Here is a 24,578-nt window from a genome sequence, read left to right on the forward strand (position 1 = left end):
TCTGGTCGGGATCGGCGTCGCCGGCTGGGGACGGCTCACCGATGGTGACGAATAGTGCCGAAAAGTGACATACCCAGCAGCAACCAGGCTATCCCGGCGCCTAGGTCGTATTGTCCGATTGACCTACTCGGAGGACGGCGCGTCGCCGACCGCCGACACGCCGTCCACGGCCTGCGCCGGAGCACCCGTGAGCAGCCGTGCGACGTGCGGCAGCACGTCACGGTCGTGGTCGATCCAGTCCACCGCGTCCAGTTCCTCCGGGCCCAGCCAGCGCAGCGCGTCGTGGTCCTCCAGTGCGCGCGGCTCGCCGGCCAGCAATTCGGCGGCCCAGAAGTGCAGCTCCAGGCCGGAGCGCACGGCCCACGCGCCCGGCAGCCGGGTCAGCGCGCGCGCCCGGACGCCGAGCTCCTCCAGCAGCTCCCGCTCCAGCGCCTGCGCCTCGGTCTCGCCGGGCTCGGCCTTCCCGCCGGGGAACTCCCACCGGCCGGCCACCGACTCGGGTGCGCTGCGCCGGGCGGCGAGCACCCGGCCACCGCGCACCAGCGCGCCGCCGACCACGATCCGGGGCGCGGCGGGGGCGGCGGGGGTGTCGGAGCCGTCGGGAGCGGGGTGACTGGCGTGGGTCGCGTCCATGGCCCCGACCCTACGGGTTCAGGCGTTGCGGACCGTCCCGTCCGCCGCTTCCGGCCGGGCCTGCCCGTCCGCTTCGACCCAGTACATCTGCTTGTGGCCGCGGGCCTCGAACTCGGCGGCCAGCCGTCGGGCCTCGGCCGGGTCGAGGTCCTTGGCGACCACGAAGCGGTTGCCGTTGTCGTCCTGCCGCATGACCCGGTGGGTGCCCATGGCGGGAGGGTACCGGGACCGTCCCATGGCGGGACGGTCCCCGGCTCGCGTGGGGGTCGGGCCGGGGACGCGCCGTGGACGCGGTCACGACCGTACGGTCTGCGGGTTACCGGCAGGTACAGGCGAGGTCAACGCCCGGTAACCGGGGTGCGCGGCCGCTCAGACCCGCAGGTCGGGCGCCTGCTCGCCGGTCGACAGGCCCAGCCCGCGGCGGATCTCCAGGACCGTCGGAGCCGTCCTGGCCTCCGCCGCCCTGGCCCGGCGGAGGTCGCCCGCCAGGTCGGTGCCGGAGGCCGCGGCGTCCCAGGCGGCGGCCGCCTGGGTCTTGGCCGCGGCCAGCTTGGCGATCATCGGCTGGACGTCGAGCGGCCAGGCCACGCCCGTCCGGCCCAGCACCGCCGCCTGGGTCCGGGAGGCGGAGGCCACCCGGCGGGCCCAGGCCCGGTAGTCGGCCTCGGCGTCGGAGACGTCCCGCTCCGGCTCGTCCAGGTAGTCGTCGTTGAAGCTCCGGGCGGCCTCCAGGTAGGCCAGCTGGGGCGCGGTCAGGTGGCTCCGGTCGGTGCGGACCGTCCCCTGGTGCCGTTCCTCGCCGTCCTCGAAGGCGCAGGTGACGTACCGGGCGCCGGCTGTCCAGTTCTTCGCGGTCGGGTAGAGGTAGACGTCGTCCATGCCGTCCGGGACGGCCCACTGGTCGAGCGCGTAGTCGTCCAGCACCTTGCGGCACAGCCGGACCGACATCTCGCGGACCACGCCCTCGCCCGGGTACGGGCCGGCGCTGTCCGGGAGGTCGGCGGTGCCCGCCACCTCGCCGTGGTGCGGCTTGGCGCAGGGCACCCGGTTCACCCAGTACACCTTCGCGTCGCCGTTCTCGTCGACCGTCGAACCGTCCCCGGGGGAGTCGTAGCAGTCGCCGGTCTTGAGGTCCGACCAGTACACCGAGCCGGCCGGCGCCTTCGGGGCCTGACCGTAGCGGCCGGCCCGTGCCGAACTGAAGTCGGCCGCACCGAACATCAGGGCCAGCAGCACCGTGCCGACCGTGCCGAGCACCAGGCCGGTCACCGCCATGCCGGTGCCGCGCTCCTTGCGGCGGTTGATCTGGACCAGCGCGAGGATGCCGAACACCAGGGCCACCGGGGCCACCAGCAGCAGGCCGGTGACCAGGGAGCCGACGGCGAAGCCGTTGGTGGGAGCGGGGCCGGGGCCGGGGGCGAAGCCGGGGAGGGGGGCGGTGGCCGGGACCGGGCCGTGGGCCGGGGCGTACGGGTTGCCCGGCTGGAAGCCGGACTGGGCGGCGGGGGTGACGGAGGCCCAGCCGCCGGCGGGCAGCGGGTGCGGCGGCTGGGGCGGGGCGACCGACGGCGGGACGGCCTGCGGGGCCTGGGCCTGGGCCTGAGCCGGAGCCGGGGTAGGCCCCGGGGCGGTGGGCGGGGTCGCGGGCGGACCGGCGGAGAGGTCGGGTGCGGCCCAGGGGTCGACGGGCGGGGCGGGCTCGGCTCCGGCCGGGGTGGGCTCGGCTCCGGACTCGGCGGGCTCGGCTCCGGCCGGGACGGGCTGCGCGGGCTCGGCTCCGGCCGGGACGGGCTGCGCGGGCTCGGCGGTGTCCTTGCGGAAGTCCACCCGCGGGTCCTGGCCGGTCGCCGGCGTCTGCGTCGACGCTGCCGTCTCCGCCGACGTTTCCGTCCCAGTCGCCGCGACCGTCTCCGTCTCCGCCTCCGCTGCCGGCCCCGGGACGGGCGGCTCGGACTCAGGCTTGGACACGTGGACTCCCCCACCCCGCCGGAACGGGCATCGGCTCGGCGCTCGGCACCATGGCTCGGACCCGAACGGGCCCGAATCTGAACGGTCGCGCGACTTTACCCGATCTTTCCGAACGTCTGTCCATTCTTTCCGGCCCGCCCCGCGCCGGCTCAGCCGCGGGCCAGCACCTCGCCGTGCAGCATCGAGAACCAGCCGTCCCCGGCGGCGCTCCACTCCCGCCAGCCGTCCGCGATCCGGTCCAGCTCGTCCCGGTCCGCGAGGCCCAGCCCGACCGCCGTCCGGCCCAGCGCGGTGCCCGTCACCCGGTCCGCCCACATCCCGCCCCACCAGGCGCGCTGCTCGGGCGTCGCGAACGTCCAGGTGGAGGCGCTCGCGGTGACCTCGGTGAAGCCGGCCGCGCGGGCCCAGGACAGCAGCCGTCGGCCGGCGTCCGGCTCGCCGCCGTTGGCGCGGGCGGTCCGTCGGTACAGCTCCAGCCACCGGTCCAGCGCGGGCACCTCCGGGAACCAGGTCATCGAGGCGTAGTCGACGTCGCGGACCGCGACCACGCCGCCCGGCGCCGTCACCCGCCGCAGCTCGCGCAGCGCGGCCACCGGGTCGGCCACGTGCTGGAGCACCTGGTGGGCGTGCACCACGTCGAACTCGCCGTCCCGGTACGGCAGTCGGTGGACGTCGGCGCGCTCGAAGACGACGTTGGCCAGGCCCCGCCCGGCGGCGTGCCCGGCGGCCTGTTCCAGCACCTCGGCGGAGGTGTCCACGGCCACCACCCGCCCCTGCGGGCCGACCAGCCCGGCCAGGTCCGCGGTGATCGTGCCGGGCCCGCAGCCGACGTCCAACAGAGCCTGCCCGGGCCGCAGTTCGGGCAGCAGGTAGCCGGCCGAGTCGGCGGCGGTGCGGGAGCGGTGCGAGCGCAGCACGGCCTCCTGGTGGCCGTGGGTGTAGACGGCTGCGGGCTGCGGTCCGGTCATGAGGTCCCCCTGGGCGTGGTCGGTCCCGGTACTCCGCGACGCTACTCCTCGTCCCGCATCCCGAGAAGATCCGTCTCACATTCCGGCCCCCATGGGCCCGGTCCACCCGGCCCGCCCCCGGCCGCCGTACCGTGGAGACGCCCCCGACAGAACGGTCCCCACCCATGCCCGGCCCGCGCCCCTACGTCCTGCTGAGCGCCGCCGTCTCGCTCGACGGCCACCTCGACGACGCTTCCCCCGACCGGCTGCTGCTCTCCAATGCCGCCGACTTCGACCGGGTCGACGAGGAGCGCGCCGCCGCCGACGCGATCCTGGTCGGCGGCAACACCCTGCGCGTCGACAACCCCCGGCTGCTGGTCAACGACCCCGGGCGCCGGGAGGCCCGACTGGCGGCGGGCCGGCCCGAACACCCGCTGAAGGTCACCCTCAGCGCGAGCGGCGACCTCGACGCCGGCCTGCGCTTCTGGCACACCGGCGGCGCCCGGCTCGCGTACACCACGGACCGGGGGGCGGCGGTGCTGCGGCCCCGGCTGGACGGGCTGGCCGAGGTGGTCGCGCTGGGCGAGGCGGTGGACCTCGGCGCGGTGCTGGACGACCTGGGCGCCCGCGGGGTGCGCCGGCTGATGGTCGAGGGCGGCGGGGGCGTGCACACCCAGTTCCTGGCCCGGGGCCTGGCGGACGAACTCCAGCTGGCCGTCGCCCCGCTGCTGGTCGGTCAGGCCGAGGCGCCGCGGTTCGTCCGCCCGGCCGTGTTCCCGGGCGGGCCGGCCCGGCGGATGCGACTGCTGGAGGCACGTACCGTGGGCGACGTCGTCCTGCTCAGGTACGCCCCGAAGGAGCCCGCGCCGTGACCCAGTCCGCGTCCACCGACCTCGACCACCTGCGCCGGGCCGTCGAACTCTCCCGCCGCTGCCCGCCGTCGGAGACGGCCTTCTCGGTCGGCGCGGTGATCGTCGGCGCCGACGGCACGGTGCTGGCGGAGGGCTACAGCCGGGAGACGGACCCGCACGACCACGCCGAGGAGGCGGCCCTGGCCAAGCTCCCGGCGGGCGACCCGCGGCTGCGCGGGGCGACCGTCTACAGCTCGCTGGAGCCCTGCGGTCAGCGCGCCTCGCGGCCGGTGCCGTGCGCCCGGCTGCTCGTCGCGGCGGGCGTGCCGCGGGTGGTGGTCGCCTGGCGCGAGCCGGACCTGTTCGTCACCGACTGCCAGGGCACCGCGCTGCTGACGGCGGCCGGGGTCGAGGTGGTGGAGCTGCCGGAGCTGGCCGGGGAGGCCCGGGCGGTCAACGCCCACCTGCTCGGCTGATCTTTTGTATCATTTTGAAACAAAGAGCTCTTGTCCTCCGGCTCTCCCGTCGCCGCACTCCCCGAGGAGCCGCCCCGTGCCCGCCACCCCCGTCCGCCTGACCGCCCGCGCCGTCCTCCTCGACATGGACGGGACCCTGGTCGACTCCGACGCCGTGGTCGAGCGCTGCTGGAGCCGCTGGGCCGAGCGGCACGGCCTGGACCCCGCCGAGGTGCTCGCCGTCGCGCACGGCCGCCAGGGCCACGCGACCATGGCCGCCCTGCTGCCCGGGCGCCCGGCCGAGTTCAACCTGGCCGACAACGAGCGGATGCTCGACGAGGAGCGCGCCGACACCGAGGGCGTCGTCCCGGTGCCCGGCGCCGCCGCCTTCCTCGCCTCGCTGGCCGGGCTCCCGCACGCCCTGGTCACCTCCGCCGACCAGCCGCTCGCCCGGATCCGGATGGCCGCCGCCGACCTGCCGCTGCCGCCCGTCCTGATCACCGCCGAGTCCGTCGGCGCGAGCAAGCCCGACCCCGAGGGCTTCCTCAAGGGCGCCGCCTCCCTCGGCTTCGCCCCCGCCGACTGCCTCGCCTTCGAGGACTCCGGCGCCGGCATCACCGCCGCCAGGGCCGCCGGCGTCCGCGTCATCGGCGTCGGCCCGCGCGCCCTCCCCCACCGCCCGGACGCCCACGCCGACACCCTCACCGCCGTCACCGTCACCACCACCCCCGACGGCCTCCTCACCGTCACCATCGCCTGAGGCCCGACAACGCCGGAGGGGCCGGACTCCGTGGAGTCCGGCCCCTCCGGGCGGGGTGTCGCGCGGTGCGGTCAGACGTTGAAGCGGAACTCCACGACGTCGCCGTCCTGCATGACGTACTCCTTGCCCTCGATGCGGGCCTTGCCCTTGGAGCGGGCGTCGGCGATGGAGCCGGTCTCGACCAGGTCGGCGAAGGAGATGACCTCGGCCTTGATGAAGCCCTTCTGGAAGTCGGTGTGGATGACTCCGGCGGCCTCGGGGGCGGTGGCGCCCTTCTTGATGGTCCAGGCCCGGGCTTCCTTCGGGCCGGCCGTCAGGTAGGTCTGGAGGCCGAGGGTGTCGAAGCCGACCCGGGCGAGGGTGGCGAGGCCGGGCTCCTCCTGGCCCATGGACTGGAGCAGCTCCAGGGCCTCGGCCTCGTCCAGCTCGATCAGCTCGGACTCGATCTTGGCGTTGAGGAAGATCGCCTCGGCCGGGGCGACCAGCTCGCGCTGGGCGTTCTTGAAGTCCTCGTCGGCCAGCTCGTCCTCGTCCACGTTGAAGACGTAGAGGAAGGGCTTGGCGGTCAGCAGGTGGAGCTCGCGGATCGGGGTGGTGTCGAAGCCCGCCTCGAAGAGGGTCTTGCCGGTCTCCAGGATCGCCTGCGCGGCCTCGGCGGCGGCCAGCACGGGGGCGGTGTCCTTCTTGAGGCGCGCCTCCTTCTGGAGCCGCGGCAGGACCTTCTCGATGGTCTGGAGGTCGGCCAGGATCAGCTCGGTGTGGATGGTCTCGATGTCGTCCTTGGGCGACACCTTGCCGTCCACGTGCACCACGTCCGGGTCGGTGAAGGCGCGCACGACCTGGCAGATCGCGTCCGACTCGCGGATGTTGGCGAGGAACTTGTTGCCCAGGCCCTCGCCCTCGCTGGCGCCGCGCACGATGCCGGCGATGTCGACGAAGTCGACGGTCGCCGGGAGGATGCGCTGGGAGCCGAAGATCTCGGCGAGCTTGGTCAGCCGCTCGTCCGGGACGCCGACCACGCCGACGTTCGGCTCGATGGTGGCGAACGGGTAGTTGGCCGCCAGCACGTCGTTCTTGGTCAGGGCGTTGAACAGGGTCGACTTGCCGACGTTCGGCAGGCCGACGATTCCGATCGTGAGCGACATGAAGCGCAGTCCCGTGGGCTTGGAGGAGTTGGGTCGGCACCGTAGGGGCCGACCCCCAAGTCTACGGGCAGCCCCCGCCGCGCCTCACTCCTCGGTCGCCGCCGCCCTGGGCTCCAGGAACTCCAGCCGGTTGCCCAGCGCGTCGTCGGCGTAAAAGCGCCGGTGGCCGGGCAGGTTGTCGTCCCAGGTCACCGGGTGGCCGTGCGCGGCGAGACGGTCGGCGAGCGCGTCCAGCGAGCGGACCAGGATCCCCGGGTGCCCCTTGCGGGACGGGCGGAAGTCCGGGGTCACGCCCAGGTGCACCTCGACGCCGCCGCCCCGGAACCAGCAGCCGCCCCGGGCGGCCAGCGCCGGCGGCTTCGGCAGTTCGGTCATGCCGAGCACGCCGGACCAGAACGCCCGGCACTCGTCCTCGGCACCGGCCGGGATGTCGAGCTGGACGTGATCGAGCCGTTCGAACGTGAAATCGGTCATGTTGTCCCCCCGTGGAAAGCCCGTGTACGAATCCGGTGGTCATCGCCCGTCGGCTCGTCCGAGCAGGTCAGCCGACCTGAATGACGATCACATCACTACTCCGTCCGAAGACACGGGGCAAGACCTGAACGGTCCATTACACAGTGTGGCGATGATCGGACCGTACGTTGGGCGGGTGGAGCAGAGCATCCGTACCCAGCCGCCAGGGCCCAGACGCCGTCCGCCGACCGGCCGGGCCGCAGCCGCCGTCCCCCGCCCAGGCCGGGCCCCCGACAGCGCCGGGGCCCCCGCCGGCCGCGGCTCCCGGCCGCGCCCGGCGGCCACCGAGCACCCGGCCGGCCCCCGGCTGCGCCTGCGCGTGCCGCTGCGCGGGCAGCGCGACGACGAACAGTCGGACGGGCGGCGGCGTCCCGGCCGGCGGGCCCGGCTGACGGCCGTCGGCACCGGGGTGGTCGCCGTCCTGGCGACGCTCGCGGTGGCCGGCGTGGACCGGCTGCTGTTCGACGGCCTGGGCTGGGTGTTCGGCCTCGGCTACCTGGTGGTCTGCTTCCAGCTGGCCGTCCGGGTGCGCTACGTCGACCTGCTGGCCGCACCGATCAGCGGGCCGATCGCCTTCGCCCTCGCGCTGCTGCTGCTCGAACCGGTGAACTCCCCGGGCGTCACCGCCCGGGTGGTCTCGCTGGCGACCGGGCTGGCGCTACGGGCCGGCTGGCTGTTCTCCGGCACCGGGCTGGCCGCGCTGATCGTGCTCGCGCGGTTCGTCGCCCAGCGCCGGATCCACCGCTCCCGCTGACGCCGCCCTCCCCCGGGGCCTGAGCCGAGGACCGGCTGCCAAGCCCGGAGCCCGGCCCGCTCAGCCCTCCGCCCGGGCCGCCGCCATGGCGGCCCCGACGATGCCCGCGTCGTTGCGCAGCTCCGCCGGCACCACGCGCGCCTCGCGGCCCCTCAGCAGCGGCAGGAACTTCTCGTGCTTGCGGCTCACCCCGCCGCCGATCACGATCAGGTGGGGTGAGAACAGCCTCTCCACCAGGTCCAGGTAGTCGTCCACCCGCCCGGCCCACTGCTCCCAGTTCAGCCCGTCCCGCTCCTTGGCGGCCGAGGAGGCCCGGCGCTCGGCGTCCTTGCCGCGCAGCTCCAGGTGGCCCAGCTCGGTGTTGGGCACCAGCGTGCCGTCCACGAACAGGGCGCTGCCGATGCCCGTGCCGAAGGTGAGTACCAGGACCACGCCCGCCTCGCCGCGGCCGGCGCCGTGCGTCAGCTCGGCCAGGCCGGCCGCGTCCGCGTCGTTCAGGACGGTCGCGGGCATCCCCAGTGCCTCGCGGAAGAGGCCCGCCACGTCCAGGCCGATCCAGCCCTTGTCCACGTTGGCGGCCGTTCTGGTGCGGCCGTCGACCACCACGCCGGGGAAGGTCAGCCCGACCGGGCCCTGGTGGTCGAAGTGGCGGACCACCTCGCAGACGGCGGCGACCACGGCCTCGGGCGCGGACGGCTGCGGGGTGAGCACCTTGTGGCGCTCCTCGACGAGAGCGCCCCGGGCGAGGTCGACGGGCGCCCCCTTGATCCCCGAGCCGCCGATGTCCACGCCGAATACCGCCGTCATCACGTCCGCCCTCCGCCGTCGGCCGCGGACCCGGCCGGTCCACGGCCGGTGGATTGTCCACAGCCTGTGCACAAAGCTACGAGAGCGCGCCGGGGCGCGCACAGCGGAAGGCCCGGCACCCCGTGTCGGGGGTGCCGGGCCTTCCGGGTGGGGTCAGAGCTTGCCCGCCGCCTCGGCGCGCAGGTCGCGGCGCAGCTCCTTGGGCAGCGAGAAGGTCAGGTGCTCCTCGGCGGTCTTGACCGTCTCGACCGTGTCGTAACCGCGCGCGGCCAGGAACTCCAGCACCCCGTCGACCAGGATCTCCGGCACCGAGGCGCCGCTGGTCAGGCCGACCGTGGTGACGCCCTCCAGCCACTCCTCGCGGATCTCCTCGGCGAAGTCCACCAGGTGGGCGGCCTTGGCGCCGTACTCCAGGCCGACCTCGACCAGGCGGACGGAGTTGGAGGAGTTCTTGGACCCGACCACGATCAGCAGGTCGGTCTCCGCGGCCAGCTGCTTGACCGCGACCTGGCGGTTCTGGGTGGCGTAGCAGATGTCGTCGCTGGGCGGGCTGACCAGCGCCGGGAAGCGCTTCTTCAGCTCGCCGACGGTGGCCATGGTCTCGTCCACGGAGAGGGTGGTCTGGGACAGCCAGACGACCCTGGACTCGTCCCGGACCCGCACGTTGGCGACGTCCTCGGCACCGTCCACCAGGTGGATCCGGTCCGGGGCCTCGCCCATGGTGCCGATGACCTCCTCGTGGCCCTCGTGGCCCACCAGCAGGATGTCGAAGCCCTCGTCGGCGAAGCGCACGGCCTCCTTGTGCACCTTGGTGACGAGCGGGCAGGTCGCGTCGATGGTGGCGAGCTTCCCGGTCCGTGCCTCGTCGTGGACGGACGGGGCGACGCCGTGCGCGGAGAAGACGACGATCGCGCCCTGCGGCACCTCCTCCGTCTCGTCGACGAAGATCGCGCCCTTCTTCTCCAGGGTCTGCACCACGTACTTGTTGTGGACGATCTGCTTGCGGACGTAGATGGGCGCCCCGTACTGCTCCAGGGCCTTCTCCACGGCGATCACGGCGCGGTCGACTCCCGCGCAGTAGCCCCGGGGGGCGGCGAGCAGGACACGGCGCTGCGCGGTCTTGGACATGGCTCCATCGTACGGGCGATGGCGGGTCGCGCCGCCCCGGCCGGAGGCCTGCGCCACCGGTGGACGCTTTCCGTGCGGACTCGGTCGATACCGCTCAGAATGTGGTGTCTATGAGCTCTGTGAGCGAGCAGGTGACACCGAGCGGCCTGCGCCGCAGCCTGGGCGTGCGCGATCTGATGGTCTACGGACTGCTGTTCATCGCCCCGATGGCCCCGGTCGGCGTGTTCGGCGTGCTGGACGCCAAGAGCCACGGCGCCGTCGCCGCCGTGTACCTGGCCGCGACGGTGGCGATGGGCTTCACCGCCCTCTCGTACGCCGAGATGGTGCGCGCGGTGCCGCAGACGGGTTCGGTGTTCGCCTACGCGCGGGCCGGCCTGGGCGAGGGCCCGGGCTTCGTCGCCGGGTGGATGGCGATGCTCGACTACCTCCTGATCCCCGCGGTGGCCTACCTGTTCTCCGGGATCGCGCTGAACTCCCTGGTGCCGGACGTCTCCCGCTGGGTCTGGACGGCGCTCGCGGTGGTGGTGACCACCGCGCTCAACCTGATCGGGGTGCGGACGGCGGCCGCGGTCGGGTTCGCGGTGCTCGCGATGGAGATCGCGGTGCTGCTGGTGTTCACGGCCGCGGCCGTGGTGGCGCTGGTCCAGGACGGCGCCCGGCGCGGCTGGGACACCCCGTTCACCGCCGTCGGGGCGTTCTCGCTGACCGCGGTGATCTCGGCGGTGTCCGTCGCGGTGCTCTCCTACCTGGGCTTCGACGCGATCGCCACCTTCGTGGAGGAGGCGATCGGCGCGTCCGCGGCGGTGGCCAGGGCGGTGCTCTGGTGCCTGGCGCTGGCCGGGGTGCTGTTCGTCGTCCAGACCTACCTGGCGGCGCTGCTGGAGCCGACCGGCCCGCAGCAGCTCGCGGCGCACCCGGCGGCCCAGGGCTCGGCGTTCTACGACACCGTGGAGAGCGGGGTCGGGCACTGGCTGCACGTGCTGGTGGCGGCCAGCAAGGCGATCGGCGCGGCCTTCGCCGCCCTGGCCGGGCAGGCCGCGGCCGGCCGGCTGGTCTTCGCGATGGCCCGGGACGGCCGGTTGCCGCGGGTGCTCGGCTCGGTCGACCCGGCCAGCGCGGTGCCGCGCCGGGCGCTGCTGACGGCCGCGGTGATCACGATGGCGGCGGCGGTCTGGGCGGCCGACCGGGACGACGGGCTGGACCAGCTCACCTCGGTGGTGAACGTGGGCGCGCTGACCGCCTTCGCGCTGCTGCACGCCTCGGTGATCGGCTGGTACGCGGTGCGGCACGGTTCGCGGCGGTGGCTGCGGCACCTCGTCGTGCCGGTGCTGGGGATCGCGGTGATCGGGGCGGTCGTGTACGAGGCCTCGTCCACCGCGCAACTGGTCGGGCTGGTCTGGCTGGCGGTCGGCCTGGTGGTGCTCGCCGTCCAGGGGGCGAGCGGCCGGGGCGGCACCCGCGGCACCCGCGGCGGCCGCGGCCGGGGCGGCGGGCGCCGACAGCCGTAGGCGCGGCGGTAGCGGTAGCGGTAGCCGTGTCGGCCGGCGCCGCTAGCCTCGTACGCATGGCCAACACCAGCTCCCCCGAAGCGCCGCTCCCGGTCGGCAAGGTCTCCGCGCTGATCGGCGGCTGGATCGACCGGCTCGGCGCGGTCTGGGTGGAGGGGCAGATCACCCAGCTCAGCCGCCGCCCCGGCGCGGGCGTGGTGTTCCTGACCCTGCGCGACCCCCAGGCCGACGTGTCGCTCACGGTCACCTGCTTCCGCTCGGTGTTCGACCAGGTCGCGGACGTGGTGCAGGAGGGCGCGCGGGTCGTCGTGCACGCCAAGCCGGAGTGGTACGCGGCGCGCGGGCAGCTCTCGCTGCGCGCCTCCGAGATCCGGCCGGTGGGCCTGGGCGAGCTGCTGGCCCGGCTGGAACAGCTGAAGCGGCGGCTCGCCGGGGAGGGCCTGTTCGCGGCCGAGCGCAAGAAGCCGCTGCCGTTCCTGCCGCAGTGCGTCGGGCTGGTCACCGGGCGCGGTTCGGCGGCCGAGCGGGACGTCCTGGAGAACGCCCGGCGGCGCTGGCCGGCCGTCCGCTTCGAGGTGCGCAACGTCCCGGTGCAGGGGGTCAGCGCGGTGGAGCGGGTGAGCGCGGCCGTGCGGGAGCTGGACGAGCACCCCGAGGTCGACGTGATCATCGTGGCCCGCGGCGGCGGCAGTGTGGAGGACCTGCTGCCGTTCTCGGACGAGGGGCTGGTGCGGCTGGTCGCGGCCGCCCGTACGCCGGTGGTGAGCGCGATCGGGCACGAGCCGGACCAGCCGCTGCTGGACTTCGTGGCCGACCTGCGCGCCTCCACCCCGACCGACGCGGCCAAACGGGTGGTTCCGGACGTCGGTGAGGAGCTGGCCAGGATCCGCCAGCTGCGCGACCGCGCCCGCCGGCACGTGCTGTCCCGGGTCGAGCGCGAGCAGCACGGGCTGGACGGGGTGCGCAGCCGTCCGGCACTGGCCGCCCCGCACCGGATGCTGGACGGGCGCGGGCAGGAGGTGGACGGCCTGCTGGAGCGGGCCCGGCGCACCCTGCGGCACCGGCTGGACCACGCGCAGAGCGACCTCGGGCACACCCTGGCCCGGGTGGTGGCGCTCTCCCCAGCGGCCACCCTGGAGCGCGGCTACGCGGTGCTCCAGCGGGCGGACGGCACGGTCGTGACCGACCCGGCGCAGGTCGCGCCCGGCGAGGGGTTGCACGCCAGGGTGGCGGGCGGCGGCCTCGACGTCACCGTGGACCCCCGGTAGGCGGGCGCCGACCACGGCCGGACGGGGCTGGGGAGTGTCGGCCCGAGCCCCTACGCTGGCACGCATGGCAGAGCAGCAGGAACAGCAGGACGCGGCGGCGCCGAACCCGGACGACGCGCTGGGCTACGAGCACGCCCGGGACGCGCTGCTGGACGTCGTCCGGCAGCTGGAGAACGGCGGAACCTCGCTGGAGGAGTCGCTGGCCCTGTGGGAGCGCGGCGAGCAGCTGGCGAAGGTGTGCCAGCGCTGGCTGGACGGCGCCCGGGCCCGGCTGGACGCCGCGCTGGCCGCCGAGGAGGGCGCGGCCCCGGGCGGGGAGTGAGGCCGCGCGGCGGGTGGAGCCGGGCGGGAGTGAAGCAGCTCACATCCGCTTGGGGAATCGTTGAATCTTCACCTATGTTGGAAGGAGTGACCGGCCGCGGCCGGTCACACCGACGAACTCCTTTCCGCATGAGGTGCACAAGCATGACCACCGACGCTCTGGTACTCGACGCCGCCGCCCAGGACCTGCTGTTCCGCGAGGCCCGCACCGCGAACACCTTCACCGACGAGCCGGTCTCCGAGGAGCAGATCCAGGCCATCTACGAGCTGGTCAAGTTCGGCCCGACCGCCTTCAACCAGCAGCCGCTGCGCGTCGTCCTGGTCCGCTCGGCCGAGGGCCGCGAGCGCCTCGTCCGGCAGATGGCGGACGGCAACAAGGACAAGACCGCCGCCGCCCCGCTGGTCGCCATCCTGGCCGTGGACAACGAGTTCCACGAGGAGCTGCCGACCCAGCTCCCGCACTTCCCGCAGGCCAAGGACCTGTTCTTCTCGGAGCGCAGCGTCCGCGAGCAGTCCGCCACGCTGAACGGCGCCCTGCAGGCCGCCTACTTCATCGTCGGCGTGCGCGCCGCCGGCCTGGCCGCGGGCCCGATGACCGGCTTCGACGCCGACGGCATCAACAAGGAGTTCTTCGAGGACGGCGAGCACTCGGTGCTGGCCGTGGTCAACATCGGCCGGCCGGGCGAGGACGCCTGGTTCCCGCGTTCGCCGCGCCTGGCCTACGACGAGGTCGTCACCACGGTCTGATCCGCCCCGCGCACGCCGAAGGGCCCCGTACCGGACGAACCGGTACGGGGCCCTTCGGCGTGCGCGCGTGCGCGCGGAAGCCGGCGCGGGGGCGGGGGCGGGAGCGGGCTACTTGAGGGCCTGCGCCAGCTCGGCCAGCTCCTCGTAGGAGGCGGTGCCGGTGAGCAGGGTGGTCCCGACGCCGGTCTGCGTGGCCAGGGCGCGGTCCTTCTCACCCTGCAGCCGGTCCCAGGTGCGGCCGGCCACCTCGGAGGTGCCGTCCGCCTTGGCGCCCTTGACGTAGTCCGACACCAGGGAGTCGCGCGGGACGTCGCTCTGCTCGACCGCCGCGTACTGGCCGGAGGGGGTCACGAAGCCCAGGTGCCAGGCGTTGCCCTTGCCGTTGTTCTGGTCGGCCGGCCGGTAGGCGACCGAGGTGGCCCGCCACTTCTCCGGCAGCCCCTCCGGGGCGAGCAGCGGGTACGGCGCGGCGCGCTTGGCGGAGGCCGCCGCGACCTTGTACTCGACCACGTGCACCGGGTCGCCGTTGGCGTCGTGCGGGAGGAACAGGTACCCGATCCAGACGATGAAACCGACCGCCAGCATCGACAGGACCATGTCCCGTACGGTCTGCCGACCCCTCATGCCCTTGCTGTCTGCTGCCACCCCCACATGGTGACTCATCCACACACCGGGACGGCCACCAGGGGTATCCACGTATGGGTGAAAGGGGGCGAATCGGTGTTTTCCGCCACAGAGCAGCGACCCGCGCCACAGACAGTCATCTCGTGGGCAGATACGATCGCAATACCCTCACCACGGCGTTCGACCAGGCAGTAGTCGGGCGCTCACTGGCCGTCGCGTACAGAGAGGTAACGACGATGACCGCGCAGTACCCGCACCACCTTCCCAGTGCCCTGGAGGTCGCGCCCGAGGCTCCCGACCGGAACCTCGCGCTCGAGCTCGTCCGGGTCACCGAGGCGGCCGCAATGGCCGCCGGCCGATGGGTCGGACGTGGCGACAAGAACGGCGCGGACGGTGCCGCCGTGAAGGCGATGCGCACCCTCGTCTCGACCGTGTCGATGAACGGCGTAGTCGTCATCGGCGAGGGCGAGAAGGACGAAGCCCCGATGCTCTACAACGGCGAGCGGGTCGGCGACGGCACCGGCGCCGAGTGCGACGTCGCGGTCGACCCGGTGGACGGCACCACGCTGACCGCCAAGGGCATGAACAACGCGGTGGCCGTGCTGGCCGTCGCCGACCGCGGCACCATGTTCGACCCCAGCGCCGTGTTCTACATGGACAAGCTGGTGGCCGGCCCGGAGGCCGCCGAGTTCGTCGACATCACCGCCCCGGCGGCGGTCAACATCCGCCGGGTCGCCAAGGCCAAGGGCAGCGCCGTCGAGGACGTCACCGTCGTCGTGCTCGACCGCCCGCGCCACGACGGCCTGGTCCGGGAGATCCGCGAAGCGGGCGCCCGGATCAAGTTCATCTCGGACGGCGACGTGGCCGGCGCCATCATGGCCGCCCGCGAGGGCACCGGCGTCGACCTGCTGATGGGCATCGGCGGCACTCCCGAGGGCATCATCGCGGCCTGCGCGATGAAGTGCATGGGCGGCGTGATCCAGGGCCGGCTGTGGCCCAAGGACGAGGCCGAGCGGCAGAAGGCCCTGGACGCCGGCCACGACCTGGACCGGGTGCTCACCACGAACGACCTGGTCAGCGGCGAGAACGTGTTCTTCGTCGCCACCGGCATCACCGACGGCGAGCTGCTGCGCGGCGTGCACTACCGCTCGGAGACCGCCACCACCAGCTCGCTGGTGATGCGCTCCAAGAGCGGCACCATCCGCGAGATCAACTCCACCCACAAGCTCTCGAAGCTGCGGGCGTACAGCGCGATCGACTTCGACCGCGCCAACTGAGGCCCGGAAGAACGCGGCACCCCGCGGCCCCGGCGGAATCCCCCTCCGCCGGGGCCGCGGTGCGTCGCCGTCCCGCTCTCGGACCCGCCGTCACCCGGCTATCCGGCGCCGCGCGGCCGCCGTCGCCCGGGCCGCCTCGCGCAGCTCCGCGTCCCGACGGCGGCGCCGGGCCAGCACGACCCGCCGCTCGGCCGCCGTCAGCCCGCCCCAGACCCCGTACGGCTCCGGCTGGGCCAGCGCGTGCTCGCGGCACTCCAGCAGCACCGGACAGCGGGCGCACACCTGCTTGGCCTGCTCCTCGCGCGACAACCGGGCCGCCGTGGGCTCCTTGGAGGGCGCGAAGAACAGCCCCACCTCGTCCCGCCGACACGCGGCACCGGTGTGCCAGGGGCTGTCCTCGCCCGCGGGGGCACCCGCCTGGCCGCCCTGGGGCTGCGGCTGCGGCCGGACGCCGGGGCGGCGCTCCAGGACCTGCGCGGCGGCGACTGGCGAGGTGGTGCGGGACTCGATCGGATGCAGCACGGCCGTACTCCTGACGAGGCTCTCGGACACGGGGACCCCTCGCTCCCCCGCCGGCCGCGAGCCCCCGCTGTCCAACCCCGGCACGGCCGCTCGGCCGCCTCCGGTGCGCAACCGTCCAAGAAGCGATGTGCGGAAGGAACTACCCCGCCCGGCCGCGATTCATGCACACTGCACGCAATCGACTACGCAGCGCACTGGCCACAACGCCGAGCGCCCGACCGGGAGTTGATCCACGGCCGGGCACTTCGCAGGTCGATGGCGGTCAGTCGACGCCGAGTTGGCGGCGCACCCACTCCTTGAGCTTCTTGCCGCGGCGCGGCTTCGCCTCACAACCGCCGAACAGCGCAAGGCCCTTGATCCGGACAACCGGAGCGTACGGGTCCGCCGCGGTCGTCTCCCGGACGTCGAACCCGCCGAAGATGCCGATGCCGGACCCCTGCAGGGTGACGTTCTCCGGGACCCGGACCTGCACCCCGCCGAAGATCGCCGTCACGGTGATCTCCACCTCGGGGGACTCGAACACGGCATCGGTCAGATCGATGTCCACCCCGCCGAACGCGGCGAAGGCGCTCAGGTGCGAGCCCACCCGCCAGCGGCCCTTGCGGGCCGCGCCGCCGAAGATCGCGACCACCGTGGGGGACTCCAGGCGCGCGGGCGGCTGCGGCGGCGACGACGGCCGTGGGGCTGCCAGCGGCGGCTTCTCGAAGGACAGCGGGCGGGCCGGCAGGTCCCGGGTCAGCGGCGCGAGGTCGCCGAAGGTCTTCGCGGCGTAGGCGGCCTCGATCCGCTCGGCGTGCTCGTCCGCGTCCAGGCGGCCCTCGGCGTAGGCGTCCCGCAGCAGTTCCGCGACCTTCTCGCGGTCGGCGTCGGAGACACGCAGCTCCGCCTCGGCGGCCGGCGCGTGCGGGCGCGGCGCGGCCTGCGCCCCGGCCTCGGGTTTGGTCATCGGTACGGGCGCCGGCACCGGCGGCTGCCCCGGGTCGTCGTGCGACGGCGAGTTGTCCACGGGATCAGACTAGTCGCTCGCACTCCCGATCGAGTGAGCCCGGTCACGCAAGGCTGCCCTGTCCGCATGCCGACTTCCGACGGGTCCTACCCTTGATGGTGCTTCGCCGACGCAGCCGGACCAACTGGACAGCTAAGGACCGCCCCCATGGCTCCCACGCCAGACTTCGAGTACAGCGACCTGCTCCCCCTGGGCGCTGACCCGACCCCGTACCGCAAGCTCACCTCCGAGGGTGTCTCCACCTTCGAGGCCGGCGGTCGCACCTTCCTCCAGGTCGAGCCCGAGGCGCTGCGGCTGCTGACGGCCGAGGCGATGCACGACATCTCGCACTACCTGCGCCCCGCCCACCTCGCCCAGCTGCGCCGCATCCTGGACGACCCGGAGGCCAGCCCCAACGACCGCTTCGTCGCGCTCGACCTGCTGAAGAACGTCAACATCTCGGCCGGCGGCATCCTCCCGATGTGCCAGGACACCGGCACCGCGATCGTCATGGGCAAGCGCGGCCAGAACGTGCTGACCGAGGGCGGCGACGAGTCCGCCATCGCGCGCGGCGTGTTCGACGCGTACACCAAGCTCAACCTGCGCTACTCCCAGATGGCCCCGGTGACCACCTGGGACGAGAAGAACACCGGCAACAACCTGCCGGCCCAGATCGAGCTGTACGCCACCGACGGGGACGCGTACAAGTTCCTGTTCATGGCCAAGGGCGGCGGCTCCGCCAACAAGTCGTACCTGTACCAGGAGACCAAGGCCATCCTGAACGAGGCGAGCATGCTCTCGTTCCTGGAGCAGAAGATCCGCTCGCTGGGCACCGCGGCCTGCCCGCCGTACCACCTGGCCATCGTGATCGGCGGCACCAGCGCCGAGTTCGCGCTGAAGACCGCCAAGTACGCCTCGGCGCACTACCTGGACAACCTGCCGACCTCGGGCAACGCCAGGACCGGCCACGGCTTCCGCGACCTGGAGCTGGAGGCCAAGGTCACCGAGCTGACCCAGAAGATCGGCATCGGCGCCCAGTTCGGCGGCAAGTACTTCTGCCACGACGTGCGCGTGGTGCGCCTGCCGCGGCACGGCGCCTCGCTGCCGGTCGCGATGGCCGTCTCCTGCTCCGCCGACCGCCAGGCGCTCGGCAAGATCACCGCCGAGGGCGTGTTCCTGGAGCAGCTGGAGACCGACCCGGCGAAGTACCTGCCGGACACCACCGACGAGCACCTGGACGACGACGTGGTGCGCGTCGACCTCGACCAGCCGATGTCCGCGATCCGCGCCGAGCTGTCCAAGTACCCGGTGAAGACCCGGCTGTCGCTCACCGGAACGCTCGTGGTCGCCCGCGACATCGCCCACGCCAAGATCAAGGAGCGCCTGGACGCCGGCGAGGGCATGCCCAAGTACCTCCAGGACCACCCGGTCTACTACGCGGGCCCGGCCAAGACCCCCGAGGGCTACGCCTCCGGCTCCTTCGGCCCGACCACGGCCGGCCGGATGGACTCCTACGTCGACCAGTTCCAGGCGGCCGGCGGCTCGATGGTCATGCTCGCCAAGGGCAACCGCAGCAAGCAGGTCACCGACGCCTGCGCCGCGCACGGCGGCTTCTACCTCGGCTCGATCGGCGGCCCGGCCGCCCGCCTCGCCCAGGACTGCATCAAGAAGGTCGAGGTGCTGGAGTACGCCGAGCTCGGCATGGAGGCGGTCTGGCGCATCGAGGTCGAGGACTTCCCGGCCTTCATCGTCGTCGACGACAAGGGCAACGACTTCTTCCGCGAGACCACCGAGGGCCCGCTGATCACCAACCTGCGCGTCCGCTCCAAGGAGTAGCCCCGCCCGGGGCCGTGCCCGCACGTCCCCCAAGCCCCCGAACCGCCCCGGCCGCCACCCCGCGCCCGGGGCGGTTGCGCGCCCGGGCCCGCGCCGGGCCGGCCGTCGGCGTTCAGGTGCTCAGGCGCTCAGGTGTTCAGGCGCTCAGGCGCTCAGGCGCTCAGGCGTCGAAGTCGTACTCCAGGACGTAGGAGGCGGCGTCCAGGGTCATCTCGTTGAGTTCGACGACCTGGCCCTCGTCGGCGAAGGCGGTGCGGCAGATCAGGATGACCGGGGTGCCGGCGGACAGCTCCAGGCGGGTGGACTCCTCCGCGCTGGGCATCCGGGAGCGGACCTCCTCGCGGAAGTGCACGGGCTTGGCGCCGATCTCGGCGAGCCGGGCGAAGATGCCGCCGGGGCCGGTGTCCTCGCGGGTGATGGCGGTGCCCGCGACCAGTACGGCGGGCAGGTAGGAGGTCGAGAGCAGCACCGGCTTGCCGTCCAGCACGAAGCGGCGCCGGCGCACGCACATCGGGGCGCCCGGGCCGACCCCGAGCACCCGCGCCACGTGCTCGGGCGCGCCCTGCTCGGCGACGGTCACCTGGTCGACCACCAGGCTGCGGTCGTCGATGTCCGCCGACCATATCGACCGGCCGGTCCCCCACTGCCCCTGCGCCAGCCGCTGGATGCCGCGCCGGCGCAGCGGCCGGAAGTCCCGGACGAACACCCCGGCACCGCGGCGCGCCTCGGCGATGCCCTCGCTCTGCAGCACGCCGAGCGCCTGGCGGGCCGTCATCCGGGCCACGCCGTACTCGTCCATGAGGTCGTTCTCACCGGGCAGGCGGTCGCCCGCGCGGTACCGGCCGGCGTCGATGGCCGCCTTCAGCGCTTCGGCGATCCGCTGGTACTTGGGCTGCTTGTCGCCACTGCTGCCGGTCATCGCCGCTCTCCCTCTGCCTCGGACAAATCGTAGGCGCGCCCGCGGTCGCCGGTAAGGAGATACGACGGACCGTTGACATCTCTAGAGATATTAGCTTCTCTAGAGATGCTGGGCACACGCCGAAAGGAGCAGGCGGTGAGCACCCGACAGCGCGACACCTCGACCTACCGGCCACACGCGGGTGAACTCGTCCTCGACCGGAGGACCGGACGCACCGGCATCTACATGGACACCCTCGGCGGCGAGCACTACCTGCGCCCCGAGGGCGGCGGCCGGGAATGGACCGCCGAACCGCACCAGGTCTCACCCGTTCCCGGGCCCCGCGATTCGACTGAATGGGATCATTTGCGGTAATTGCGGCAAAATCCACGCAAACCGCAGCATTCAGGACTCGGCAATCCCCCGGTGAATCCGGAATTCCGGAACGCCGGACGCCCCCCGACCGGCACGTTACGGATAGCACCGGTCACCATGCGTGCACCAGAGGCCGAAATCGGCCACCACGGTGCACACGAATTGGCGCGCGCATAACCGACGGCGCCCCCGCACCCGGACAGGGCGCGGGGGCGCTCGGCCAGAACGGCTTACGGGTTGCCGCCGACCGCGTTCTCCGGCCGGTACGGGCCGCCCGGCTCGCCGGCGGGCTCCTCGATGTACTGGCCCTCGTCACCGAAGGAGCCGTTCTCGAACGTGTTCTTCTCCGCGTCGGTCGGCGCGGCGTACTCGGTCGGGTTCGAGGCCGCGGTCACCGCGCCCTCCACAGCCTTGCCCGCCTCCACAGCGGCGGCCGGGGTGCCGGTCTGCGCCGCGTTCTCGGGCGTCGACAGCACCGGGGTCTCGCTCTGGTCATTGGCCATTGGGCGGCCGCCTTTCGGTCATCAAATGTGTTCAGCCCGACCTCTGTGGCGCGGGCGCGCGGACAGTATCGTAGGGTTGATTAAATGTCCGATAAACATCGTGCGGCTTGCGGCGCCCTCCGGCAGAGTCGGGCGTCCGCCTAAGCTGAAGCATCGCGGCGGACCGCCGAGCGCCCTTTCACGGAATCGACACCACAGGCCATCGGGGGACTTCATGGAGTTTCTGGAGACGCCGCAGAACCCTGCGCTGCGCTTCCAAGTCCTCGGTCCGGTCCAGGCCTGGCTCGACGGCAAGCCCCTCTCCCTCGGATCGCCCCAGCAGCAAGCGGTGCTCACCACCCTCCTGCTGCACTCCGGACGCCCGGTCACCACCCAGGACCTGGTCGACGCCCTCTGGGGCGACCGGCCCCCCACCCAGGCCGTGGCCGCGCTGCGCACCTACATCTCCCGCCTGCGCTCCGTCATCGAGCCCCGCCGCGAGGTGCGCCGGCCCGCCGAACTGCTGGTCTCGGTCGCCGACGGCTACGCGCTGCGCATCCCGGGCGAGGCCCTCGACCTGACGGTCTTCGAGCGGCTCTCCGTCGAAGCCGCCACCGCGCGCACCGCGGGTGACAAGCACAGGGCGCACCGCCTGCTGGTGCAGGCCATGGACCTGTTCAGCGGCCGTCCGCTCATCGGCATCCCCGGCCCCTACGCCGACGCCCAGCGGCTGCGGCTGGCCGAGCGCCAGGTGGCCGCCGCCGAGGAGCTGTGCGCCACCGCCCTCGACATCGGCCTGCACGCCGAGATCGTCGGCGAGCTCAACAACCTGACGACCGAGCACCCACTGCGCGAGCGCCTGCGCGAACTGCTGATGCTGGCGCTGTACCGCTGCGGACGCCAGGCCGAGGCACTCGGTGTCTACACCGACACCCGCAAGCTGCTGATCGAGGAGCTCGGGGTCGAACCGGGCGCGGGCCTGTCCGCGATGCACACCCGCATCCTCGCGGCCGACCCGGCGCTCGCCGTCCCGGTCGCCCCCGCCGCCACCCCCACCGTCCGCGAGGACGGCCCGGCCGCACCCCCCGCTCCGGCCCAACTCCCAGCCGATGTATCCGACTTCAGCGGGCGATCGGAACTGGCGGTCGACCTCTCGGCGGCCCTGATGAACGCCACCGGTCAGGCCGTGGTCGTGACCTCGCTGGCCGGCATCGGCGGCGTCGGCAAGACCACCCTCGCGGTTCACGTCGCCCACCGGGTCCGCGCCGAGTTTCCGGACGGGCAGCTGTACGTCGACCTGCGCGGAGCCGGCGTCTCGCCCGCCGACCCGGCGGTCGTCCTGGGCGACTTCCTGCACGCGCTCGGTGTCGCCGACAACCCCGAGTCGCTCGAACAGCGTGCCGCCCTCTACCGCTCACTGCTCGCGAACCGCCGCATGCTGATCCTGCTGGACAACGCGCGTGACGCGGAGCAGATCCGGCCGCTCATCCCCGGCGTCTCCGGCTGTGCCGTGCTCGCCACCAGCCGCTCCCGGCTGGCCGGCATCCCCGGCGCCCAGCTGTTCGACGTCGAGGAGCTGACCCCGGACGAGGCGCTGTCGCTCTTCTCGGCCGTCGTCGGCGATCACCGGGTCGCCGCCGAACCCGAGGCCGCCATGCAGGTGGTCACCGCCTGCGGCTTCCTCCCGTTGGCCGTCCGCATCGCCGCCGCCCGGCTGGCCAGCCGTCCGCGCTGGAGCGTCTCTGACCTGGCCCGTCGGTTAGCCGACCAGCGACGGCGCCTGGACGAGCTCCAGCTCGGCAACCTCGCCGTGGAGACCACCATCGGGCTCGGCTACGGACAGCTGTCCGCGGCCGAGGCCCGCGCCTTTCGGCTGCTCGCCCTGATCGACTCCCCCGACGTCCCGCTGGCGGCCGCCGCCGCGCTGCTCGGCGTGGACGAGGACACCGCAGAGGACCTCGTCGAGGCGCTGGTCGAGGCGAACATGCTGGAGTGCTTCACCCCCGGCCGCTACCGCTACCACGACCTGCTCAGGCTCTACGCCCAGCGGCAGAACGAGCGGATGGGAGACACCGGCGAGCAGGAGCAGGCGGTGCTCCGGCTGCTCGACCTGCTGATCCCGACCGTGCGGAACGCGGCCCAGGTGATCGAGCCGGACGAACCCGTGCTCGAACAGCTGACCGCACTCACGTCGCCGGGGCTCGGCCTACCCACGAGTCACGCCGCACAGGACTGGCTGCGTACCGAGGGCGGTCTGTTGCTCAGCACCGTCGAGGCCGCCGCGAGCGGCCCCGGCGCCCTGCAGCGCGCAGCCATCGACCTGTTGAACTACCTGATCAGCATCGACCCGGACCCGACCCGCGGCCCCCGAGCACTCCGGACCCTGGAGGCCATCGGTGCGGACGCGCGTCGTCGTGACGACTCGGCCGCGCTCGCCCGGGTGCACTTCGCCCGCGGCACCCTGCAGTCCGACACCAGCGACTTTCAGGGGGCCGAACAGTCCTTCCGCCGAAGCCTGGACCACCAGGCGCCGGACGACGCGACGGTCCTGCTCCTCGCCACGGCCAACATGCTGGGCGTGATGCTGAACGTCGGCAACCGTCCCGCCGAGGCCCTGTTGTTCTACGAACAGGCCCGCGCCACCAGCCAGGCCGTCGGCGCACCGACGGCCGAGGCGCGGGTGGTCAGCAACATCGCCCGGGCGCAGCACCGGCTCGGCATGACGGAGACGGCGATCCGGTATGCCGGCGAGGGTGTCGCCGCCGCTCGGGAGTCCAAGAACGGCCCGCTGCTCGCGCAGACGCTCTACCAGCTCGGTGTGGTGCTCTCCGGCGCCGAGGCCGTCCCGCACCTGAGGGAGGCGCACGGGCTGTACCAGTCGCAGCAGAACGCCCTGTGGAGGGGTTACACCCTGGCCCGCCTCGCCACCGCCCTGCTCGCGGCCGGGCAGCCCGCCGAGGCCGCCGAGGCGGCCGGCGAGTCGCTCGCGATCGCCCAGGAGCTGGACTCCGCCTACTGCCAGGGGCTGGCGAACGCCGCACTCGGCGAGGCGCTGCTGGCACTCGCCCAGCCGGCCCGCGGGCTCGCCTGCCTCCAGGAGGCACATGCGACCTTCATCCGGCTCGGTGTGCCCGAGGCCTCCCCCGTGGCGGACCTCATCTCCCAGCAGCACACCGAGCCCTTCTCTCCCCCCGCGCCGTAAGGTCTCCGCTCCCCCACGGAAGACCTCCCCCGTTCCGCGTGTCGGCGCTCCCGCAGCCCCCCGGCTGCGGGAGCGCCCTCAACGCTTCCCCGGCGCTGGACTCCACTCTGCACCGCGCCGATTGACGTTCGATAAACGTCCGATAGTCAGCCTGCGGATCGGCAAAACCGCAGGTCATCGACGTCAGCCTGGCGCGCTGTCCGGCGCGCGGGGTCTCGCGCACAACCCCGCCCACACCCTCGTGCTTCCGCAACCCGTGCCACAACGGTCCAAGCACGGCGAGTTGGCCGGAAAGGGACCCCATGGCGCAGTGATCACGCATATTCTCAGATGCCAGTACGCACACGAGTGTCTGCCGGATACGCATCGGCGTGCAGTCCGTCCGTGTGGTGCGCAGAGCGTGACGTACCGCCACCGGCAGCGGCCCGCGGGGCCGTCGGGAGGAGCCACCGGAGGCCACGGGTGGAAGGGTGTCTCGCAACGTGACGACCGGACAGATATCCGACCCGTTCCCCGTCGGCGAGGACGCGGGCGACGACGAGCCCGAGGTACGGCGGCGGCGGGCGGCCCGG

Annotated in this window: 23 protein-coding genes and 1 pseudogene; 11 read left to right on the plus strand and 13 right to left on the minus strand. The window is 73.3% G+C overall.

Annotated elements, in window-relative coordinates; genetic code table 11:
* Positions 1–123 precede the first annotated feature (123 nt).
* From ACIQ87_RS05115 to ACIQ87_RS05130, 4 genes are all read right to left on the minus strand, one after another.
* A complete protein-coding gene (locus tag ACIQ87_RS05115) occupies positions 124–633 on the minus strand; it encodes an NUDIX domain-containing protein (RefSeq protein WP_402401656.1) in 510 nt (169 codons plus the stop codon).
* A gap of 18 nt (positions 634–651) precedes the next feature.
* Positions 652–843 carry an SPOR domain-containing protein gene (locus ACIQ87_RS05120; protein ID WP_402401658.1) on the minus strand — a complete coding sequence of 64 codons (192 nt, stop codon included), beginning with the start codon at positions 841–843 and terminating at the stop codon, positions 652–654.
* A gap of 159 nt (positions 844–1,002) precedes the next feature.
* The gene (locus tag ACIQ87_RS05125) at positions 1,003–2,460 is read right to left on the minus strand and encodes a DUF4190 domain-containing protein (protein WP_402401660.1); all 1,458 of its coding nucleotides are present in this window, start codon (positions 2,458–2,460) and stop codon (positions 1,003–1,005) included.
* A gap of 290 nt (positions 2,461–2,750) precedes the next feature.
* Positions 2,751–3,569: a methyltransferase domain-containing protein gene (locus ACIQ87_RS05130; RefSeq protein ID WP_402401663.1), complete on the minus strand. Its 819-nt coding sequence runs from the start codon at positions 3,567–3,569 to the stop codon at positions 2,751–2,753.
* A gap of 164 nt (positions 3,570–3,733) precedes the next feature.
* On the opposite strand from ACIQ87_RS05130, the pseudogene ACIQ87_RS05135 reads away from it, so the two are divergent.
* Positions 3,734–4,875: pseudogene (locus tag ACIQ87_RS05135) on the plus strand (dihydrofolate reductase family protein).
* A 76-nt stretch (positions 4,876–4,951) separates the two neighbouring features.
* On the plus strand, positions 4,952–5,614 hold the full coding sequence (locus ACIQ87_RS05140) for an HAD-IA family hydrolase (RefSeq protein WP_402401666.1): 663 nt from the start codon (positions 4,952–4,954) through the stop codon (positions 5,612–5,614).
* 71 nt (positions 5,615–5,685) lie between these two features.
* Here the strand turns inward: ACIQ87_RS05140 and ychF are convergent, their stop codons facing one another.
* Together ychF and ACIQ87_RS05150 are read right to left on the minus strand one after the other, a co-directional pair.
* Positions 5,686–6,759 (minus strand): redox-regulated ATPase YchF, encoded by a 1,074-nt coding sequence (gene ychF, locus ACIQ87_RS05145; protein ID WP_402401669.1) that lies wholly within the window; start codon positions 6,757–6,759, stop codon positions 5,686–5,688.
* 84 nt (positions 6,760–6,843) lie between these two features.
* Positions 6,844–7,233: a glyoxalase gene (locus ACIQ87_RS05150; protein WP_402401671.1), complete on the minus strand. Its 390-nt coding sequence runs from the start codon at positions 7,231–7,233 to the stop codon at positions 6,844–6,846.
* Between the two features lie 175 nt (positions 7,234–7,408).
* Here ACIQ87_RS05150 and ACIQ87_RS05155 point away from each other — a divergent pair, with 175 nt between their 5' ends.
* On the plus strand, positions 7,409–8,026 hold the full coding sequence (locus ACIQ87_RS05155) for a DUF6542 domain-containing protein (protein ID WP_402401674.1): 618 nt from the start codon (positions 7,409–7,411) through the stop codon (positions 8,024–8,026).
* A 60-nt stretch (positions 8,027–8,086) separates the two neighbouring features.
* Here ACIQ87_RS05155 and ppgK read toward each other — a convergent pair whose 3' ends face one another.
* Positions 8,087–8,833, minus strand: a complete 747-nt coding sequence (gene ppgK, locus ACIQ87_RS05160; RefSeq protein WP_402401676.1) for a polyphosphate--glucose phosphotransferase — start codon at positions 8,831–8,833, stop codon at positions 8,087–8,089.
* Positions 8,834–8,986: 153 nt separating this feature from the next.
* Positions 8,987–9,961, minus strand: a complete 975-nt coding sequence (locus ACIQ87_RS05165; protein ID WP_402401679.1) for a 4-hydroxy-3-methylbut-2-enyl diphosphate reductase — start codon at positions 9,959–9,961, stop codon at positions 8,987–8,989.
* Positions 9,962–10,071: 110 nt separating this feature from the next.
* Here ACIQ87_RS05165 and ACIQ87_RS05170 point away from each other — a divergent pair, with 110 nt between their 5' ends.
* The 4 genes from ACIQ87_RS05170 to ACIQ87_RS05185 all read left to right on the plus strand — a co-directional run bounded on the left by ACIQ87_RS05170 (position 10,072) and on the right by ACIQ87_RS05185 (position 13,805).
* The gene (locus tag ACIQ87_RS05170) at positions 10,072–11,469 is read left to right on the plus strand and encodes an APC family permease (protein WP_402401682.1); all 1,398 of its coding nucleotides are present in this window, start codon (positions 10,072–10,074) and stop codon (positions 11,467–11,469) included.
* Positions 11,470–11,525: 56 nt separating this feature from the next.
* Positions 11,526–12,737, plus strand: a complete 1,212-nt coding sequence (gene xseA, locus ACIQ87_RS05175) for an exodeoxyribonuclease VII large subunit (RefSeq protein ID WP_402401685.1) — start codon at positions 11,526–11,528, stop codon at positions 12,735–12,737.
* A 64-nt stretch (positions 12,738–12,801) separates the two neighbouring features.
* Positions 12,802–13,059 (plus strand): exodeoxyribonuclease VII small subunit, encoded by a 258-nt coding sequence (locus ACIQ87_RS05180; protein ID WP_380667160.1) that lies wholly within the window; start codon positions 12,802–12,804, stop codon positions 13,057–13,059.
* 143 nt (positions 13,060–13,202) lie between these two features.
* Positions 13,203–13,805, plus strand: coding sequence for a malonic semialdehyde reductase (locus ACIQ87_RS05185; RefSeq protein ID WP_392873713.1), 603 nt, complete (start codon positions 13,203–13,205; stop codon positions 13,803–13,805).
* A gap of 108 nt (positions 13,806–13,913) precedes the next feature.
* On the opposite strand, the gene ACIQ87_RS05190 is transcribed toward ACIQ87_RS05185, so the two are convergent.
* Positions 13,914–14,450 carry a DUF4245 domain-containing protein gene (locus ACIQ87_RS05190; protein WP_402401689.1) on the minus strand — a complete coding sequence of 179 codons (537 nt, stop codon included), beginning with the start codon at positions 14,448–14,450 and terminating at the stop codon, positions 13,914–13,916.
* Positions 14,451–14,665: 215 nt separating this feature from the next.
* Between ACIQ87_RS05190 and glpX the strand changes: the two genes are divergently transcribed.
* Positions 14,666–15,706, plus strand: a complete 1,041-nt coding sequence (gene glpX, locus ACIQ87_RS05195; RefSeq protein WP_402401692.1) for a class II fructose-bisphosphatase — start codon at positions 14,666–14,668, stop codon at positions 15,704–15,706.
* 90 nt (positions 15,707–15,796) lie between these two features.
* On the opposite strand, the gene ACIQ87_RS05200 is transcribed toward glpX, so the two are convergent.
* Both ACIQ87_RS05200 and ACIQ87_RS05205 read right to left on the minus strand, forming a co-directional pair.
* Complete coding sequence (locus tag ACIQ87_RS05200) at positions 15,797–16,228, minus strand: WhiB family transcriptional regulator (protein WP_402401695.1); 432 nt, start codon at positions 16,226–16,228, stop codon at positions 15,797–15,799.
* Positions 16,229–16,490: 262 nt separating this feature from the next.
* A complete protein-coding gene (locus ACIQ87_RS05205) occupies positions 16,491–17,174 on the minus strand; it encodes a DUF1707 domain-containing protein (RefSeq protein WP_402401885.1) in 684 nt (227 codons plus the stop codon).
* A 207-nt stretch (positions 17,175–17,381) separates the two neighbouring features.
* On the opposite strand from ACIQ87_RS05205, the gene ACIQ87_RS05210 reads away from it, so the two are divergent.
* The gene (locus tag ACIQ87_RS05210) at positions 17,382–19,049 is read left to right on the plus strand and encodes a fumarate hydratase (RefSeq protein WP_402401698.1); all 1,668 of its coding nucleotides are present in this window, start codon (positions 17,382–17,384) and stop codon (positions 19,047–19,049) included.
* Positions 19,050–19,209: 160 nt separating this feature from the next.
* On the opposite strand, the gene ACIQ87_RS05215 is transcribed toward ACIQ87_RS05210, so the two are convergent.
* Positions 19,210–19,968, minus strand: a complete 759-nt coding sequence (locus ACIQ87_RS05215; protein ID WP_402401701.1) for a GntR family transcriptional regulator — start codon at positions 19,966–19,968, stop codon at positions 19,210–19,212.
* A gap of 135 nt (positions 19,969–20,103) precedes the next feature.
* Between ACIQ87_RS05215 and ACIQ87_RS05220 the strand changes: the two genes are divergently transcribed.
* Complete coding sequence (locus tag ACIQ87_RS05220) at positions 20,104–20,322, plus strand: hypothetical protein (RefSeq protein ID WP_402401704.1); 219 nt, start codon at positions 20,104–20,106, stop codon at positions 20,320–20,322.
* Between the two features lie 230 nt (positions 20,323–20,552).
* Here ACIQ87_RS05220 and ACIQ87_RS05225 read toward each other — a convergent pair whose 3' ends face one another.
* A complete protein-coding gene (locus ACIQ87_RS05225) occupies positions 20,553–20,825 on the minus strand; it encodes a hypothetical protein (protein WP_402401707.1) in 273 nt (90 codons plus the stop codon).
* A 214-nt stretch (positions 20,826–21,039) separates the two neighbouring features.
* Between ACIQ87_RS05225 and ACIQ87_RS05230 the strand changes: the two genes are divergently transcribed.
* Entirely contained in the window at positions 21,040–24,006 is a 2,967-nt protein-coding gene (locus ACIQ87_RS05230; RefSeq protein WP_402401709.1) for an AfsR/SARP family transcriptional regulator, read from the plus strand.
* The last annotated feature ends 572 nt before the right edge of the window (positions 24,007–24,578 follow it).

The sequence above is a fragment of the Kitasatospora sp. NPDC096204 genome (assembly GCF_044763205.1).
Classification (GTDB): domain Bacteria; phylum Actinomycetota; class Actinomycetes; order Streptomycetales; family Streptomycetaceae; genus Kitasatospora.